This window comes from Acinetobacter sp. AHP123, from assembly GCF_023757925.1.
Classification (GTDB): domain Bacteria; phylum Pseudomonadota; class Gammaproteobacteria; order Pseudomonadales; family Moraxellaceae; genus Acinetobacter; species Acinetobacter oleivorans.
Genome location: NZ_CP092454.1, coordinates 1,639,196 through 1,656,722, shown reverse-complemented (window position 1 = coordinate 1,656,722; position 17,527 = coordinate 1,639,196). Strand labels below are relative to the sequence as shown.

General features: G+C 41.8%; 11 protein-coding genes, 2 tRNA genes, 2 rRNA genes and 1 pseudogene. 5 read left to right on the top strand and 11 right to left on the bottom strand.

The genetic code is table 11. The features are described 5' to 3' along the window. Nucleotides 1–77 precede the first annotated feature (77 nt). The 7 genes and pseudogenes from MJX77_RS07955 to MJX77_RS07925 form a co-directional block, all read right to left on the bottom strand. Nucleotides 78–2,970: ribosomal RNA gene (locus tag MJX77_RS07955) — 23S ribosomal RNA — on the bottom strand. Nucleotides 2,971–3,322: 352 nt separating this feature from the next. Beyond that, nucleotides 3,323–3,398 (bottom strand) — tRNA-Ala (locus MJX77_RS07950). A 55-nt stretch (nt 3,399–3,453) separates the two neighbouring features. Beyond that, nucleotides 3,454–3,530, bottom strand: a tRNA-Ile gene (locus tag MJX77_RS07945). A 59-nt stretch (nt 3,531–3,589) separates the two neighbouring features. After that, a 16S ribosomal RNA gene (locus MJX77_RS07940) occupies nt 3,590–5,127 on the bottom strand. The 16S and 23S rRNA genes sit together here with 2 tRNA genes alongside, the layout of an rRNA operon. 452 nt (nt 5,128–5,579) lie before the next feature. Next, nucleotides 5,580–6,657 (bottom strand): annotated as a pseudogene (locus MJX77_RS07935) (DUF6670 family protein). Nucleotides 6,658–6,674: 17 nt separating this feature from the next. Continuing rightward, a complete protein-coding gene (gene pssA, locus MJX77_RS07930) occupies nt 6,675–7,508 on the bottom strand; it encodes a CDP-diacylglycerol--serine O-phosphatidyltransferase (RefSeq protein ID WP_004789558.1) in 834 nt (277 codons plus the stop codon). 41 nt (nt 7,509–7,549) lie between these two features. Next, nucleotides 7,550–8,407 (bottom strand): 23S rRNA (adenine(2030)-N(6))-methyltransferase RlmJ, encoded by an 858-nt coding sequence (locus MJX77_RS07925; protein ID WP_004789560.1) that lies wholly within the window; start codon nt 8,405–8,407, stop codon nt 7,550–7,552. Nucleotides 8,408–8,524: 117 nt separating this feature from the next. On the opposite strand from MJX77_RS07925, the gene MJX77_RS07920 reads away from it, so the two are divergent. Next, nucleotides 8,525–9,130: a 2OG-Fe(II) oxygenase gene (locus MJX77_RS07920; RefSeq protein WP_004789561.1), complete on the top strand. Its 606-nt coding sequence runs from the start codon at nt 8,525–8,527 to the stop codon at nt 9,128–9,130. Nucleotides 9,131–9,197: 67 nt separating this feature from the next. After that, nucleotides 9,198–9,725 (top strand): hypothetical protein, encoded by a 528-nt coding sequence (locus MJX77_RS07915; RefSeq protein ID WP_005301348.1) that lies wholly within the window; start codon nt 9,198–9,200, stop codon nt 9,723–9,725. Nucleotides 9,726–9,788: 63 nt separating this feature from the next. On the opposite strand, the gene MJX77_RS07910 is transcribed toward MJX77_RS07915, so the two are convergent. From MJX77_RS07910 to MJX77_RS07895, 4 genes are all read right to left on the bottom strand, one after another. Continuing rightward, nucleotides 9,789–10,034 carry a DUF2789 family protein gene (locus MJX77_RS07910; protein WP_002119522.1) on the bottom strand — a complete coding sequence of 82 codons (246 nt, stop codon included), beginning with the start codon at nt 10,032–10,034 and terminating at the stop codon, nt 9,789–9,791. Nucleotides 10,035–10,210: 176 nt separating this feature from the next. After that, nucleotides 10,211–11,197 carry a malate dehydrogenase gene (locus MJX77_RS07905; protein ID WP_003653591.1) on the bottom strand — a complete coding sequence of 329 codons (987 nt, stop codon included), beginning with the start codon at nt 11,195–11,197 and terminating at the stop codon, nt 10,211–10,213. A gap of 211 nt (nt 11,198–11,408) precedes the next feature. Then, the gene (locus tag MJX77_RS07900) at nt 11,409–12,071 is read right to left on the bottom strand and encodes a ribonuclease T2 family protein (RefSeq protein WP_004789563.1); all 663 of its coding nucleotides are present in this window, start codon (nt 12,069–12,071) and stop codon (nt 11,409–11,411) included. A 56-nt stretch (nt 12,072–12,127) separates the two neighbouring features. Further along, entirely contained in the window at nt 12,128–14,071 is a 1,944-nt protein-coding gene (locus MJX77_RS07895; RefSeq protein ID WP_107882056.1) for a lytic transglycosylase domain-containing protein, read from the bottom strand. Nucleotides 14,072–14,358: 287 nt separating this feature from the next. Between MJX77_RS07895 and miaB the strand changes: the two genes are divergently transcribed. From miaB to ybeY, 3 genes are read left to right on the top strand one after another with little or no spacing between them, the layout of a single operon-like run. Beyond that, on the top strand, nt 14,359–15,810 hold the full coding sequence (gene miaB / locus MJX77_RS07890) for a tRNA (N6-isopentenyl adenosine(37)-C2)-methylthiotransferase MiaB (protein ID WP_005301343.1): 1,452 nt from the start codon (nt 14,359–14,361) through the stop codon (nt 15,808–15,810). 37 nt (nt 15,811–15,847) lie between these two features. Then, nucleotides 15,848–16,936 (top strand): PhoH family protein, encoded by a 1,089-nt coding sequence (locus MJX77_RS07885; protein ID WP_004789570.1) that lies wholly within the window; start codon nt 15,848–15,850, stop codon nt 16,934–16,936. A 9-nt stretch (nt 16,937–16,945) separates the two neighbouring features. After that, nucleotides 16,946–17,428 carry an rRNA maturation RNase YbeY gene (ybeY, locus tag MJX77_RS07880; RefSeq protein ID WP_004789571.1) on the top strand — a complete coding sequence of 161 codons (483 nt, stop codon included), beginning with the start codon at nt 16,946–16,948 and terminating at the stop codon, nt 17,426–17,428. The last annotated feature ends 99 nt before the right edge of the window (nt 17,429–17,527 follow it).

Below are 17,527 nucleotides of genomic sequence, written 5' to 3'. Positions count from 1 at the left end.
AAGCATATAACTAAATCAAGTTGCTTTGCATATTAATGAATCGATTGATGCTTTATATACAACTGCTTGGGTGTTGTATAGTCAAGCCTCACGAGCAATTAGTATTGGTCAGCTTCACATATCACTATGCTTCCACATCCAACCTATCAACGTCCTAGTCTCGAACGGCTCTTTAGAGGACATAAAGTCCTAGGGAAATCTTATCTTGAGGTAGGCTTCCCGCTTAGATGCTTTCAGCGGTTATCCCTTCCGAACATAGCTACCCGGCGATGCGACTGGCGTCACAACCGGTACACCAGAGGTTCGTCCACTCTGGTCCTCTCGTACTAGGAGCAGATCCTCTCAAATTTCCAGCGCCCACGGTAGATAGGGACCGAACTGTCTCACGACGTTCTAAACCCAGCTCGCGTACCTCTTTAAATGGCGAACAGCCATACCCTTGGGACCTGCTTCAGCCCCAGGATGAGATGAGCCGACATCGAGGTGCCAAACACCGCCGTCGATATGAACTCTTGGGCGGTATCAGCCTGTTATCCCCAGAGTACCTTTTATCCGTTGAGCGATGGCCCTTCCATACAGAACCACCGGATCACTAAGACCTACTTTCGTACCTGCTCGACTTGTGGGTCTCGCAGTTAAGCGCGCTTTTGCCTTTATACTCTACGCGTGATTTCCGACCACGCTGAGCGCACCTTCGTACTCCTCCGTTACTCTTTAGGAGGAGACCGCCCCAGTCAAACTACCCACCAGACATGGTCCTCGCCCCGGATTACGGGGCAGAGTTAGAACCTCAACATTACCAGGGTGGTATTTCAAGGACGGCTCCATTGGAACTAGCGTTCCAACTTCAAAGCCTCCCACCTATCCTACACAAGTAAGGTCAAAGTTCAATGTCAAGCTGCAGTAAAGGTTCACGGGGTCTTTCCGTCTAGCCGCGGGTACACTGCATCTTCACAGCGATTTCGATTTCACTGAGCCTCTGCTGGAGACAGCGCCGCCATCATTATGCCATTCGTGCAGGTCGGAACTTACCCGACAAGGAATTTCGCTACCTTAGGACCGTTATAGTTACGGCCGCCGTTTACTGGGGCTTCGATCAAGAGCTTCGCTTACGCTAACCCCATCAATTAACCTTCCAGCACCGGGCAGGCATCACACCCTATACGTCCACTTTCGTGTTTGCAGAGTGCTATGTTTTTAATAAACAGTTGCAGCGGCCTGGTTTCTGTGGCTGCCAATAGCTCAGACCGCAAGGGTCATCACCGTCAGCAGCGTACCTTCTCCCGAAGTTACGGTACCATTTTGCCTAGTTCCTTCAGCAGAGTTCTCTCAAGCGCCTTGGTCTACTCGACCTGACCACCTGTGTCGGTTTCGGGTACGATTCCTGTGTAACTGAAGCTTAGAGACTTTTCCTGGAAGCATGGTATCAGCCACTTCGCTGTACAAGTACAGCTTGCTATCAGATCTCAGCATAGAGCACCCCGGATTTGCCTAAGATGCATGCCTACTTCCTTCCACCTGGACAACCAACGCCAGGCTGACTTAACCTTCTCCGTCCTCTCATCGCATTACACAGAAGTATTGGAATATTAACCAATTTCCCATCGACTACGCCTTTCGGCCTCGCCTTAGGGGTCGACTCACCCAGCCCCGATTAACGTTGGACTGGAACCCTTGGTCTTTCGGCGAACGGGTTTTTCACCCGTTTTGTCGTTACTCACGTCAGCATTCGCACTTCTGATACCTCCAGCATACTTCTCAATACACCTTCATCGGCTTACAGAACGCTCCCCTACCACTTGACTAAAAGTCAAATCCGCAGCTTCGGCACATAGTTTTAGCCCCGTTACATCTTCCGCGCAGGCCGACTCGACTAGTGAGCTATTACGCTTTCTTTAAAGGGTGGCTGCTTCTAAGCCAACCTCCTAGCTGTCTATGCCTTCCCACATCGTTTCCCACTTAACTATGATTTTGGGGCCTTAGCTGGCGGTCTGGATTGTTTTCCTCTTGACTACGGACGTTAGCACCCGCAGTCTGTCTCCCGGATAGTACTCATAGGTATTCGGAGTTTGCATCGGTTTGGTAAGTCGGGATGACCCCCTAGCCGAAACAGTGCTCTACCCCCTATGGTATTCGTCCGAGGCGCTACCTAAATAGCTTTCGGGGAGAACCAGCTATCACCAGGCTTGATTAGCCTTTCACCCCTATCCACAAGTCATCCCCTGGCTTTTCAACGACAGTGGGTTCGGTCCTCCAGTTAGTGTTACCCAACCTTCAACCTGCTCATGGATAGATCGCCTGGTTTCGGGTCTATACCCAGCAACTAAACGCCCTATTAAGACTCGATTTCTCTACGGCTCCCCTATACGGTTAACCTCGCTACTGAATATAAGTCGCTGACCCATTATACAAAAGGTACGCAGTCACCGAACAAGTCGGCTCCCACTGCTTGTATGCATGCGGTTTCAGGATCTATTTCACTCCCCTCACAGGGGTTCTTTTCGCCTTTCCCTCACGGTACTGGTTCACTATCGGTCAGTCAGGAGTATTTAGCCTTGGAGGATGGTCCCCCCATATTCAGACAAGGTTTCACGTGCCTCGCCCTACTCGTCATCATTATGTGTGCCCTTTCGTGTACGGGAATATCACCCTCTACGTTCGCACTTCCCAGAGCGTTCCACTAAAACACACATAACTTAATGGGCTGATCCCCGTTCGCTCGCCGCTACTAAGGGAATCTCAATTGATTTCTTTTCCTAAGGGTACTGAGATGTTTCACTTCCCCTCGTTCGCCTTGCAACACTATGTATTCATGTTGCAATACCTACCTTAAAGTAGGTGGGTTCCCCCATTCAGAAATCTCCGGATCAAAGGATATTTGCCGCCTCCCCGGAGCTTATCGCAGGCTATTACGTCTTTCATCGCCTCTGACTGCCAAGGCATCCACCACATGCACTTAATTACTTGACTATACAACCCCAAACAGTCGTCAACACTTACAAGTGAGTGTTGTCCGTGCGATTCTTCATCGCTACTATCTGTTGTCTGTGTACTTAAACACTGTACAGCTTCAATCTAAATTCATATACCAAAACGCTTGATTCAGTTAATTTGCTAGTTCTCAATTCATCTAGATTAATTACTTAATCTAAACTCTTGAGTGAACAATTTATTTCAGACTCAATTTTGCCAATCTGTTAATGAATAAACATGCCTTCGTCAGGTCATGCTTAATACCGTGATACTTAAATCACAGAAGTTAATAAACCAAGATCTAAATCTTTATTTACTAATTTCTGTAATCCGAACTTCTCTTAAGTTCTGGTGGAGACTAGGAGAGTCGAACTCCTGACCTCCTGCGTGCAAAGCAGGCGCTCTACCAACTAAGCTAAGTCCCCAGCTTACATCATCAGTCATGTATCTTTTATCTATAACTTCAACCAGTCAAAGTCATGGTGGGTCTGACAAGACTTGAACTTGTGACCCCACGCTTATCAAGCGTGTGCTCTAACCAACTGAGCTACAGACCCTCAGATACATCTATGAAGAACAACTTGTTGTGGATTCTTACCAATCGTCAATCTTTCGTTAAGGAGGTGATCCAGCCGCAGGTTCCCCTACGGCTACCTTGTTACGACTTCACCCCAGTCATCGGCCACACCGTGGTAACCGCCCTCTTTGCAGTTAGGCTAGCTACTTCTGGTGCAACAAACTCCCATGGTGTGACGGGCGGTGTGTACAAGGCCCGGGAACGTATTCACCGCGGCATTCTGATCCGCGATTACTAGCGATTCCGACTTCATGGAGTCGAGTTGCAGACTCCAATCCGGACTACGATCGGCTTTTTGAGATTAGCATCCTATCGCTAGGTAGCAACCCTTTGTACCGACCATTGTAGCACGTGTGTAGCCCTGGCCGTAAGGGCCATGATGACTTGACGTCGTCCCCGCCTTCCTCCAGTTTGTCACTGGCAGTATCCTTAAAGTTCCCGACATTACTCGCTGGCAAATAAGGAAAAGGGTTGCGCTCGTTGCGGGACTTAACCCAACATCTCACGACACGAGCTGACGACAGCCATGCAGCACCTGTATGTAAGTTCCCGAAGGCACCAATCCATCTCTGGAAAGTTCTTACTATGTCAAGGCCAGGTAAGGTTCTTCGCGTTGCATCGAATTAAACCACATGCTCCACCGCTTGTGCGGGCCCCCGTCAATTCATTTGAGTTTTAGTCTTGCGACCGTACTCCCCAGGCGGTCTACTTATCGCGTTAGCTGCGCCACTAAAGCCTCAAAGGCCCCAACGGCTAGTAGACATCGTTTACGGCATGGACTACCAGGGTATCTAATCCTGTTTGCTCCCCATGCTTTCGCACCTCAGCGTCAGTGTTAGGCCAGATGGCTGCCTTCGCCATCGGTATTCCTCCAGATCTCTACGCATTTCACCGCTACACCTGGAATTCTACCATCCTCTCCCACACTCTAGCTAACCAGTATCGAATGCAATTCCCAAGTTAAGCTCGGGGATTTCACATTTGACTTAATTAGCCGCCTACGCGCGCTTTACGCCCAGTAAATCCGATTAACGCTTGCACCCTCTGTATTACCGCGGCTGCTGGCACAGAGTTAGCCGGTGCTTATTCTGCGAGTAACGTCTACTATCTCTAGGTATTAACTAAAGTAGCCTCCTCCTCGCTTAAAGTGCTTTACAACCATAAGGCCTTCTTCACACACGCGGCATGGCTGGATCAGGCTTCCGCCCATTGTCCAATATTCCCCACTGCTGCCTCCCGTAGGAGTCTGGGCCGTGTCTCAGTCCCAGTGTGGCGGATCATCCTCTCAGACCCGCTACAGATCGTCGCCTTGGTAGGCCTTTACCCCACCAACTAGCTAATCCGACTTAGGCTCATCTATTAGCGCAAGGTCCGAAGATCCCCTGCTTTCTCCCGTAGGACGTATGCGGTATTAGCATTCCTTTCGAAATGTTGTCCCCCACTAATAGGCAGATTCCTAAGCATTACTCACCCGTCCGCCGCTAAGATCAGTAGCAAGCTACCTCTCTCCGCTCGACTTGCATGTGTTAAGCCTGCCGCCAGCGTTCAATCTGAGCCATGATCAAACTCTTCAGTTAAAAATCATTTTGCACCTTATTAAAGACAAGGTGCCAATTCTGGCTCATCAATTTTCTGACTTAAATTTCGCTCAAATAAACTTCGAGTAATTTAAACCAATCAATCAATGATAATATTTCGATCGATCAATCAGTAAAAATCCACACAAGTTGTTCTTCAATTCTCTTAATGATCTTCTTCCTGGTTCGTCACCAGCAAGCTAGGTCGGCTATATTACTCTTAATCTCTTAAAAGTCAACAGGTAATTTCGATATTTTTAAAACTTAATCTCAAAACCAACTTCTCATCAAATTCATCACTTAAAGTAACCAACTTAATTCCAAGTAACTGTTTTTCAACAAGTTCTTATCTGCATCACCGCCGATGGATGTGCATTATAGACCATTAAATTCCTTTGACAACCCCTTTTTTAATATTACTGCAACAACAGTTCGCTTTTTAATCAAAAATGCTAAAAATAATCATTTTTTATATAAACATGGCTGTAAAAGCATCAATTTATCTAAAATTTTCTCATCTTGATTCTTTTCCTGCCATCTAAGTGGGCGACAATCAATATATTCACAATATCCCCCCTCACCTTGTAGACATTGTTCATTCCAACTTAATTGGTATTGAAAGCTTCCTACATATCCCGCAGCCAATCCAAATTTGTAGTCACCACGGCTTTGTGCATAGAGTTCAAAAATAATTTTTCCATTTTTTTTACACTGCCAAGAAAATTCTCTGGGTAAATACATCTCTTTACCGTTCGGTGTTCTAACTTTTGGATAAACGCGATGGATATGTAAATTTACATCTTCAGTAAAGCTCTCAACAGGTTTACCAAATTCTTGAATATCTAATCTTGAACATAAGATGATATTCCACTGATTTCTTATTTGTGAAAATGCAAGCTGAGTCGTTTCATTTAAATTAATAATTTGGCATGTGTAAAAACATAAAGATAAGAACGGTAAATGCAGGGCTCTTGCGTGTCTAAACCGCCCCAACCCTTCAACTTGATACTTTTGCCCTTTATAAAAAACTTCACCTTCACATAAACATAGTGTTGACCAATAGTCCGAAACACCCCACTGCAATGCAGAATTATTAGAGATATTTTCTGAAATATGAATAGTAAGATTACAACCCATTTCTAGGTCTAATCTCTGAAGATGGATTTTTGGGATTTTCCACTCAATCAAGTCTGTTTTATCAAACTTGTATTGTTCTGAGTCAAACTGGCACTGCCGCCGAATAGAATAAGTTTTTAAATGTCCCACACTATGTTGGCTATTACTTACAAGCACAGTTGCAGTATCAATTGCCGAAGTCGTAATGGTATGAGCGTTATAACAAAGGGGAATTCGTGGCTGCCCAACTAGACTAATGTAATTAAAGTAACGCAGTGGAGCAGGTAAATTTGGAAGGATTAAGCCTTGATAAACTATTTTAAAAAAGCCGCGAGAAGGCTGATATACAACCCCCTCCTTAGCATTCAGGCCCAGCTGCTGTAATTGATTAATTTGACTTATCAACTTAGGCATACTGAACCTCTTCTATTTTATGTTTTTATTGTTTCATTACTCTTGCGTGCAAATAGTGTCGTAACAAAACCAGAAAGAGCATAGAGAATTGAAACAGTCAAAATGCCCATTGGAATATTATAAGTGATTGCTGCAAAAATCAGTACTACTGGCAACATAACTACAAAGGGAACGCGTTTACGGTCCATTTGTTTGAAAGAGTAATATTTAATATTGGAAATCATGAGCAACCCCACAACAACCATAATCACAGCATTAATGGATTTAATCGCTATATCACGTAAATCAAAAATGAAAGGATAATCGCGAGCAACCCAAACAAGGGAAATAATGATAATGGCAGCGAGTGGACTTGCAATCCCAATAAAATAGCGCTTATCAACAACACCAATTTGTACATTGAAACGTGCTAAACGGAAAGCTGCACATGCTGTATAAACAAAACAACATGCTAACCCAATACGGCCTAAATCATGCAAACTCCAGCTATACATCAGCATTGCCGGAGCCACACCAAAAGCTAATAAATCAGAAAGGGAATCATATTGCTCGCCAAAAGCACTTTGTGCACCAATCGCGCGAGCAACTCGACCATCTAGACCATCTAGAAGCGCTGCTATAAAAATGGCATAAATAGCTTGGGTAAAATCCCCATTCATACTTGCAATGATGGAATAGAAACCAGACAACAAAGCGGCTGTCGTAATTAAGTTAGGCCAAAGATAAATACCTCGGCGCTTCACTTTTTGTCCTTCCGGATTATCCTCTTCTTCAACCACTTCGAATGTAATCCCATCAAATGAATGTTCATTATGAGTTAAATCTTGCTCTGGTTTAGGCGCATTTGTCATTATTTTCTATTCCAAACATGTGCATTGATTTAAGTTAACTGTTACTCACCTACTAACCAGCGAACAGCAGCGTGACCACCAGTTTCTTGCATGCGTAGATGCGGGAATAACCACTGTAGAGCCTGATCAGCTTGTTCAGAGAACTGCCAAGGTGGATTAATCACTAATAGACCACAACCATTCAAGCCTACAGGTGTGTCATCTGGCCATACACAAATTTCGCAGACTAACTGACGGCGAATTCCTGTTTTAAACATTTTCTTTTCAAAACGTTCAATCATCGCGCGGTCTTTGATTGGATACCAAACTGCAAAAACACCTGTTGGCCATTTCTTATGAGCTTGTTGTAACAGTTCAACTAATTGCGGAAAATCTTTACGCTCTAATTCGTAAGGTGGGTCAATCATGACCAAGCCACGTTTTTCTTTTGGCGGAATTACGCCAAGTAGACCTTCGTAGGCATCACGTTCATGTAAACCTGCACGTTTATCATAAATGTTGTGTCGCAATTGTTGAAATACATCGCGTTGCATTTCAAAAATTGTTGCCTTATCAATTTCACGCATGCCTTGCAAAGCAAACCATGGTGAGCCCGGATAACTACCTTTGCCTTCTTCAGAGCGTAGCTGTTCTACCAACTTCAAATATTGCTGGATTGCTTCAGGTGCCTGACGCTTTTCCATTTCAGATATTTGAACTAGACGGTGAATGCCTGTAAGAAACTCTCCAGACTTTTGTGCAGGTGCCAGAGATAAATCATATTTTCCTGCACCTCCATGCGTATCGATATAACGATAAGGTTTATCTTTAGCATTTAAACGGTTGAGAAGCTGTAGCAAAAGCACATGCTTCATAACATCTGCAAAGTTGCCCGCATGGAAATGGTGACGGTAATTCATGTTGACTTTAATTCCTCAATTCAACAAATAGTTTAACATGAAAAAAATATTCTTTCGTAAGGTTGTGATCATCTAAAATAGAGCGGCTTGATATTTTTACGATCTACTCGAGGTTATATGCTCTCTCACCCGCTTCCGGACTCATGGGATCTGGATCAAATTCTAGATGATTTAAATACGCATGGCTTTGCGATTATTAATCAAGCCTATTCGGATCAATATCGTGCTCAAGTCGCTAATGAGTGTAGCCATCATATTGATGAATTTAGAGAAGCTGGTATTCAAAACGGCGTGATGAGTAATATCCGTAGCGATCATATTCTCTGGATTAATGATCAACTTCCTATTGCTCAGCAACATATTGAAACCTTAACTTCTTTTTCACAAAATCTAAATCAAGCATTCTATTTAGGAATTAAAGAAGTGGAAGCTCATTTCGCCCGTTATGGTTTGGGTGAGTTTTATGCTTTACACCGAGACAATCCTCAACAAAAAAATGATCGTATTATCTCAACCGTTTATTATTTACATCCAGAATGGCAAGAAGATTGGGGTGGTCAATTACGACTGCAAGATAAAAATGAGAAGTGGCATATCGTTAATCCAGAGCCAAATCGACTTGTAATATTTCAAAGCAATTTATTACATGAAGTATTAACTTCAAAACAACAAAGACTCTCTATCACAGCTTGGCTTCGTAGCGGAAATTCGATTTGGGTTTAATGGTTACTCTTTAAATTTGGTAAATGAACCCGATATAAAAGCTATTGATTAAAGAAGGTAATGGCGTATGTCTATTGAAAGTAAAACAATTGTGAACCGAATTGGTGAAACAGACCAACTTTATTTGACTGAAAATACGCCTGAACTTGCTTTGGAGCGTGCCGAGTTACGCATGCAACTTGTCGTATTAAGTCGTGTTCGCCAAGAACAACTTCATTTTCTACAAGAAGCGATTGTTTTGCTTGAACAAGCTCGTATGGAATATGAAGAAATGCCTTTGAGCTTATATCTTAATTTGTCTCTACACTTGGCCAAAGCGTATATGCTTTATTTTGAACTAAATAAAGAAAAACGTTTTGCGCTGATTACTCAACAAATTTTGAAGCCATTAGCACATCATGAACATGCTGATATATATTTCTTCTTGGCTTATGCGTCAGCCGCTCGACAAGAGTCAGCATTGACACGCCATTGGCTAACTAAATATTTATCAACAAGCACGTGTGATCTAGCATTACTTCATGGCCAACCTGTATTTGACCTTGTCCGTCACGAGCCATGGTATAAAGATCAATTAAAAATAAAGACACATTAAACAGTTAATGTAATTAGGCCTGTTTTATATATTGAATGTAAAACAGGCCTTTGTTTTATTCGTTTATTTTTTCACACTATCTTCGTGTAGTTGTTCATTAAGTTCATCAATTACCACAATCCATTCATCATCTTTTTCCCAATGGCTCTTTAAAAAATCACTTTGACCTTTTGACCAAAAAGAGGCTTCATGCAATTTCTGTTCAGCAGGCAATTGATGTGTTTTGATAAAGTTTTCGATGCTTGCCTCATCTGAATCTAAACCCAGCTGATCAAATAAAAGCTCTAAAGTAGGTTGCTGTTCAAACATTGTTATTCTCCTATAACTTGTTTTAAATCATCTATTAACTAATCTAACAATAAAACCTTTTTATATGCATGATAATGTTTATATTTTCTTGTTGTTTTTTGTGTTTTGTTTCAAATGATTAAATATAAAAAAGCACTCTAAAAAGAGTGCTTTTTTTAACTTATCAAAAAGATAAATTATTTCAACATGTCAGCAATTGCTGCACGTTCTTCTTCAAGCTCGTTTAGAGTGAAGTTGATACGCTCACGGCTGAATTCATCGATTTCTAAACCTTGAACGATTTTGTATTCACCGTTTTCAGTTGTTACAGGGAAACCGAACATAACGCCTTCTGGAATACCATAAGAACCGTCAGATGGAATACCCATAGTTACCCATTTGCCGTTTGTGCCAAGTGCCCAATCGCGCATATGGTCAATTGCAGCGTTAGCAGCAGAAGCAGCAGAAGACAAACCACGTGCTTCGATAATCGCAGCACCACGTTTACCAACAGTTGGAAGGAACACATCTTTGTTCCATGCTGCATCGTTGATTTTGTCTTTTAAGCTTTCTCCATTTGCAGTTGCAAAACGGTAGTCAGCATACATTGTTGGAGAGTGGTTGCCCCAAACTGTTAAGTGTTCGATATCAGCAACTGCAACACCAGCTTTTTGAGCAACTTGAGTCAACGCACGGTTGTGGTCAAGACGCAACATAGCAGTAAAGTTTTTCGCTGGAAGGTCTGGAGCAGAGTTCATAGCGATGTAAGCGTTAGTGTTTGCAGGGTTACCTACAACTAATACTTTAACGTCACGACTAGCAACTTCGTTTAATGCTTGACCTTGACCGATGAAAATTTCACCGTTAACTTTTAACAAGTCAGCACGTTCCATACCAGGACCACGTGGACGAGAACCTACCAATAAAGCGTAGTCAGCATCTTTAAATGCAACTTTCGGATCATCAGTCCCGATCATGCCAGCCAATAAAGGGAAAGCACAGTCATCAAGTTCCATCATTACGCCTTTAAGCGCTTGTTGAGCTTTTTCAACTGGAACTTCAAGCAATTGTAAAATAACAGGTTGATCTTTACCTAACATTTCACCGCTTGCGATACGGAATAATAAGCTGTAACCAATTTGACCTGCAGCGCCAGTCACGGCAACACGAACGGGTTGCTTCATGTAATTGTCTCCAATGAATGTCCTTAATCGGGCTAAATAGGAATTCCATCTAACCAAATCATCATAAACGGCAAAGATTGTACTCTAAAGATGTGGCAGATGCATGTAAAAGCGACTCATTTTCACCAAAAGTCTGATAGAAAATACAAATTAATCTTTACAAATAGATTCAATGTATGGTCAGCATTTTTTTACGAAATGATAGTTACCTTTAGTAACTACCTTTAATCGTAATTTCACCAGGGCAATTCGATACCACATGATTTGCACATTGTTTATATTGGCCTTTTACCGTGTAACACACCTTCACTTCCGTTAAAACAACATCTGAACGTGATAACTGACAAGTCAAGCGAATACCATTTTGCGGCAAGCTCGGATTAAGACGAGTAAATTGCTGTTTTAAAGCCGACTGTTGAATTTCAACATTTGTCGAACTGGTAAGACTAGCTGGAATTTTTAAACGTTCAGCAAAGTTAATGACTGTCCGGAAATATTGACTTGCATTCATAGGAACGCATCCCCCTACACTTTTCCAAAGCTGTACACGCGCATTATTGTCAGGCATGACCCGAGCTACGACTTTGGCTTGCAATGGGGAAAGAGCTGCCGAACTTTCTGTTGAACAATCAGTCTGATTTGTTTCTGGCATAAGGCCTGTAATTGTCAGTGAATATCCTTCAAGACATTTACGTTGTTTTTGTTTAGAAGGATCTAACGCACATGCGGCAGGTGTCATTTGTACGTGCATCACATATCCCTGTAAATTAACAGGTTCGGCATGCAAAACGGAACTCATCAATCCTACCCCTGCACAGATAAGCCACCATGCAAGTTGCAAAATTGAACGAAGTTCCAAATATCTATATTTCATTTAATTAAAACTTGAATATGCCAATTAAAAGAAGATCCATCATCAACCACCTAAACTTAAGGCGATGTACGCATTGGAATGACTTTCATACGTTGTGATAATGATTGAGCCCCTTGCCCCAATATCACACCATAATGTGTTGCATTCGTCATAACATGCTTGACATAGTCTCTGGTTTCTAACAATGGAATTGTCTCTGTATATTGGTCAGCCGAAATTGATTGAAAGTCCGGTTGCCAACGTCTTGCCCGATTAGGTCCAGCATTATAACCTGCCGTTGCCAAAACTGGATTATTGCTTAATTGTCCCTGAATCATCGACAGATAAAATGTACCATATCGAATATTGGTATTCATTTCATTTAATGCCGCTGGATTATAGGTTTCGCCCATTTGACGTGCAATCAACTTTGCCGTATCGGGCATAATTTGCATAAGTCCACCCGCTCCAACGTGAGAACGTGCGGAGGTAACAAATCGGCTTTCTTGTCGCATTAAACCATAAGCCCACGCTGGATCAATTCCTGCATTGTAACTATGACTTACGACATTAGTCTTATGGGGTGTCACATAGCGATACGTATCATTATGTTTATTTGTTGTACGATCTGCTGCGTAAATCGCACGGTCATACCATCCCATATCATGAGCACGCTTTGCAGCAGCTAACAACACACCATCATCATGTTGAAGATAAGCTTGTCGAACTGCCCAGTTCCATTCTCGATTGGTATAAGTTGGATTTGCATTAATACGTCTTAAAGTAAAAGCACGATTAAAGTGAACATTCTGATCTAAACGTCTTAAATCACTTGCTGTTGGCTGATCATCATAAGGTTGGTGATTATAACGTTCACCCAAACGATCTTTAGCTAAAAGGTTGTGATAGTCATCGCCACTTTCAGCTAACTTCTTATAAATACGTTGCGCAGTATTTTTTGAATTACTGTCATTGCGCTGCTCTGTTGCACGAGCAAGCCAATATTGCCAGCGATCTTCTTGTTTTTGTGTCACGCTCATAGCATCAATAGCACGAATTAAACTTTCCCACGCACCAAATCGAATTGCCTGACGCGCATAAATTTCAGCTTCTTCAGGGCTTAGAGGGTAACCGTAACTTGCATCAAAATATTGAAGAACTTCACGATTGAAATTATTTTTCATGACCGTGGTGCCACCAATATAAGCAACCGTTCTATATAAATACTTTTGTATATTCTCTGGTGTACCTTGAGCGACACGTTGTACGTTCGAAAAAGCATTAGGTAAGTCATTATTAGCCAAACGACCTAATGCAAAAATCAAATAAGCATAGTCCGTATCATTTGTTTTAGGCGCACTCCACAAATAATTGAGTGGGTTAGCCTGAATTTGGTTAAGCTGAGCCAAAGACAGATTCATACCTAAAGTCTGCGCCGTAGCAAGGGCCTGCCCTGTTAAACCAGAACGTAACTGCACCCAAAGGCGCTGTTGCTTATCTTGCTGACTCATTAATGGGCTAGATAACATCAAGCGTCCCAAACCCACACATGATTCAGGTTGCGATTCGGTGGCTAACCATACATCTTTATATTCAGCAAAAACTAATGCATCACCAGTTTTGGCTCTCACCTGTGCCAATGCACAGTTTTCGGCTTGATCTGGATTGGTGACATAAGATAGTAAAGGTTGTGCAGATGCGAAGTCAGCTTGTTTAACTTTTTCTTCAACATAATCGGCTGCCAATTTCTCAGCCATTGCTGACTGAGGATAACGTTGAGCAAAACTTACAATCGAAGCTGAAGGTTGAAAGCCAAGATTGGTATTAAGTTTCCAATATTCTGGATAGTACCCCAATACATCATTTTGCATAGCAAGCTGATATTGGTCTAATAACGCGGTATTGCCACTATTTGCAGCATTTAACGCATCATTGAACTGCTCTTCGGCAGCATAGGTAAATGAACAACCAAGTAAACACATAGCTCCTAACCAGCTACGATGCATATATTTATTTTTCATTACACGACTATGGATTGATGAGCTCTTTCTACTTGGTCTCATAAATGTGTTAAACCCTGACTATTCACCTTCAAAGCATAGTTTAATTAGTCTTCGTGCTTTCTTTTGTTGTGTTATGTAACTCTATGATTCAACATCATTAAAATTCACATAATTTACTTCAAAAAAACCGTGTCACCTTCTAAAGGTTTACTGTTATCGGTTCGGTCCAAATACTGCTATAATGAATGGTTTGACCCATTTTGGGCAAATTTATTCTTTTTTAGATCGATCTGTTAGGAGCCTGCATGACGGTTCAAACCTTCATTCCCAATGGTGCCAAAGCTGCCTCAGAAAACACTGTTACCCAGCCAACGCACACCACTGATGTTTCAATAAAAAAACTTTATATTGAAACTCAAGGGTGTCAGATGAATGAGTATGACAGTCACCGTATGGCAGACCTTTTAGGGGACTCTCACGGTTACATTTTAACGAGCAACCCTAATGAAGCAGACATCCTGCTCATGAATACATGTTCTATTCGCGAAAAAGCACAAGAAAAAGTATTTAGTGAATTAGGGCGCTGGCGCAAACTAAAAGACAAAAATCCAGATCTTGTGATTGGTGTCGGTGGGTGTGTTGCCTCTCAAGAAGGTGACAATATTCAAAAACGTGCGCCTTATGTAGACATGATTTTTGGCCCTCAAACATTACACCGTTTACCACAAATGCTTGATCAACATAATGCTCAAGTAGAAAAACCTAAAAAAGACAAAATCAAACTCGTTGATATTTCTTTCCCAGATATTGAAAAGTTCGACTTTTTACCAGAACCACGCGTAGAAGGCTTTAAAGCATTTGTTTCTATTATGGAAGGCTGTTCTAAATACTGCTCTTTCTGTGTAGTTCCATATACACGCGGTGAAGAAGTTTCTCGACCTTTAGACGATGTACTTGCAGAAATTGCAGGCCTTGCTGAAAAAGGTGTCCGTGAAATTTCACTTCTTGGTCAAAATGTAAATGGTTACCGTGGTGAAACCTTCGAAGGTGGCATCTGTACCTTCCCTGAATTGTTACGACTCGTTGCAGAAATTCCGGGTATTGGACGCTTACGTTATACAACATCGCACCCACTTGAGTTCTCTGATGAGCTAATTCAGTGTTATGAAGATTTACCTCAAATGGTGTCACATTTACACTTGCCTGTTCAAAGTGGTTCGAATGACGTTTTACAGGCAATGAAGCGAAATCATACGATTGATGTTTATATCGATAAAATTGCGAAGCTACGTAAAATTCGTCCAGACATGCATTTATCAAGTGATTTTATTATTGGCTTCCCTGGTGAAACTGATGAAAATTTTGCAGAAACATTGCAATTTATCAAAGATTTAGATTTCGATCACTCATATAGTTTTGTTTATTCGAAACGCCCAGGTACACCTGCATCGGACTTGCCAGACACCACACCTGAGCAAGTTAAAAAAGAGCGTTTAGCTCAAGTTCAGAAAGTCATTAAACAGTCTAGTATTGAAAAAACAGATGCCATGTTAGGTAAAATTGAACGTGTACTTATTGAAAAAGTATCTGATCAAGACCCTAATATTTTAATTGGTACTGCTGACAATACACGTCTAGTCACTTTCGTTGGTGATGCAACTTGGGTTGGTCGTTTTGCAGAGATCGAGATTACTGAAATTAAAACTTTAAATTTTGTTTACGGTGAGCTCTTGAATCTTGAACCTGACGTGGCGTAATGTAGAGGTATTCTAAAGTCTACTGAAAGGTTTTCTCTTGACTGCAGCAATTCGACGTACCGTAACATTTCCTGAAATTTCAATGGAACGTTTAAAGAGCATTCTAGGTGCCTATAATGGGCACCTGAAGCAAATTGAACAGCGTTTAGATGTCAAAATTACTCATCGTGGAGATGTTTTTCACATAGATGGTGAAATAGATGCTGTTGGGAGAGCCGAAGCATTATTGCAACGACTCTACGAAGAGTCTGAGGTATCCCAGCAAATCAGTGCTGATCTATTACATCTCCTCATTCAATCGTCACAAACTGAACGCAATTTTGAGTTGGTTGGTGACGAAATGGATGAACACGATGCGCCGCTTGATGTCTATTTCCAGACCCGAAAAGGCCGCATTAATCCACGTGGTGCCAATCAAAAACGTTATGTACAACGTATTTTACAAAGCGATATTTCTTTTGGTGTAGGCCCTGCTGGTACAGGTAAAACCTATTTAGCAGTTGCTGCCGCCGTAGACATGCTGGAACGTAACGAAATCCAACGGATTTTACTTGTACGTCCTGCTGTAGAAGCTGGAGAAAAGCTGGGTTTCTTACCCGGTGATTTAACCCAGAAAATTGACCCCTATTTACGTCCTCTTTACGATGCCCTTTACGAAATGCTTGGCTTTGAAAAAGTTGCCAAGCTAATTGAGCGTCAAGTCATTGAGGTTGCGCCTCTTGCATATATGCGTGGTCGTACACTTAACCATTCATTTGTCATTTTGGATGAAGCTCAGAACACAACACCAGAACAGATGAAAATGTTCTTGACCCGTTTAGGTTTTGGCTCTCGTGCAGTGATTACAGGTGACATTACTCAAGTAGATTTACCTCGAGGTCAACAATCTGGTTTGGCACACGCACTTCGCGTACTCGAAAATATTACAGAAATTCATATTACCCGTTTCCATTCCCGTGACGTTGTACGTCACCAACTGGTTCAAAAAATCGTTGAAGCGTATGAAGGATGGGATGGTGAACAACAGCGTCTTAATGCTGAAGCACGTGCTGAACGCAAAGCACGTCAAGAGGCATTAGTTGCTGAAAACGATACAGCAGCAGACTTGCAACATCAGGATGCTTAAGGATTTATTTTGAAAATCAGTTTAAGTTTACAACAAGACTTTCAATCACCTGAGTTAGAGCTCAAACGAGCTCAACTCAAAAAAATTATTGAGACAACTTTACGCCACGTTGGCTATAAAGAAGATTGTGAAATTGGCGTTGCTTGTGTCGATTTAGCAGAAAGCCAACAACTTAATCTGCAATATCGAGAGAAAGATAAACCAACTAATGTTTTATCATTTCCAAGTGATATTCCTGAAGAAGTTTTACCAATGCTAGATGCCCTACCTCTAGGTGATTTAGTTATTTGTATTCCAGTGGTATTACAAGAAGCATTAGAACAGAAAAAAACTGCCCAAAACCATTTTGCACATCTCTTGGTACATGGTGTTTTACATTTGCTTGGCTATGACCATGAAACCAGTGATGAAGATGCAGAGGAAATGGAAGGGATTGAAGTCGAAATTCTAGCAAAGCTGAATATCGAAAATCCTTACCAAGAACAGATTTAATCATTATTAATTAGAAGAAAAACATAATCCGTCTTCAGATAGTTTTTTTCTGGTTAATTAAAATCAATGTGGATAAGCTAAAACTTATCCACATTTTTT

Bases quoted from the DNA above. Each gene is read 5' to 3' on its own strand.
- pssA (WP_004789558.1), bottom strand. From the start codon at position 7,508: ATGACAAATGCGCCTAAACCAGAGCAAGATTTAACTCATAATGAACAT.
- MJX77_RS07925 (WP_004789560.1), bottom strand. From the start codon at position 8,407: ATGAATTACCGTCACCATTTCCATGCGGGCAACTTTGCAGATGTTATG.
- MJX77_RS07920 (WP_004789561.1), top strand. From the start codon at position 8,525: ATGCTCTCTCACCCGCTTCCGGACTCATGGGATCTGGATCAAATTCTA.
- MJX77_RS07915 (WP_005301348.1), top strand. From the start codon at position 9,198: ATGTCTATTGAAAGTAAAACAATTGTGAACCGAATTGGTGAAACAGAC.
- MJX77_RS07910 (WP_002119522.1), bottom strand. From the start codon at position 10,034: ATGTTTGAACAGCAACCTACTTTAGAGCTTTTATTTGATCAGCTGGGT.
- MJX77_RS07905 (WP_003653591.1), bottom strand. From the start codon at position 11,197: ATGAAGCAACCCGTTCGTGTTGCCGTGACTGGCGCTGCAGGTCAAATT.
- MJX77_RS07900 (WP_004789563.1), bottom strand. From the start codon at position 12,071: ATGAAATATAGATATTTGGAACTTCGTTCAATTTTGCAACTTGCATGG.
- MJX77_RS07895 (WP_107882056.1), bottom strand. From the start codon at position 14,071: ATGAAAAATAAATATATGCATCGTAGCTGGTTAGGAGCTATGTGTTTA.
- miaB (WP_005301343.1), top strand. From the start codon at position 14,359: ATGACGGTTCAAACCTTCATTCCCAATGGTGCCAAAGCTGCCTCAGAA.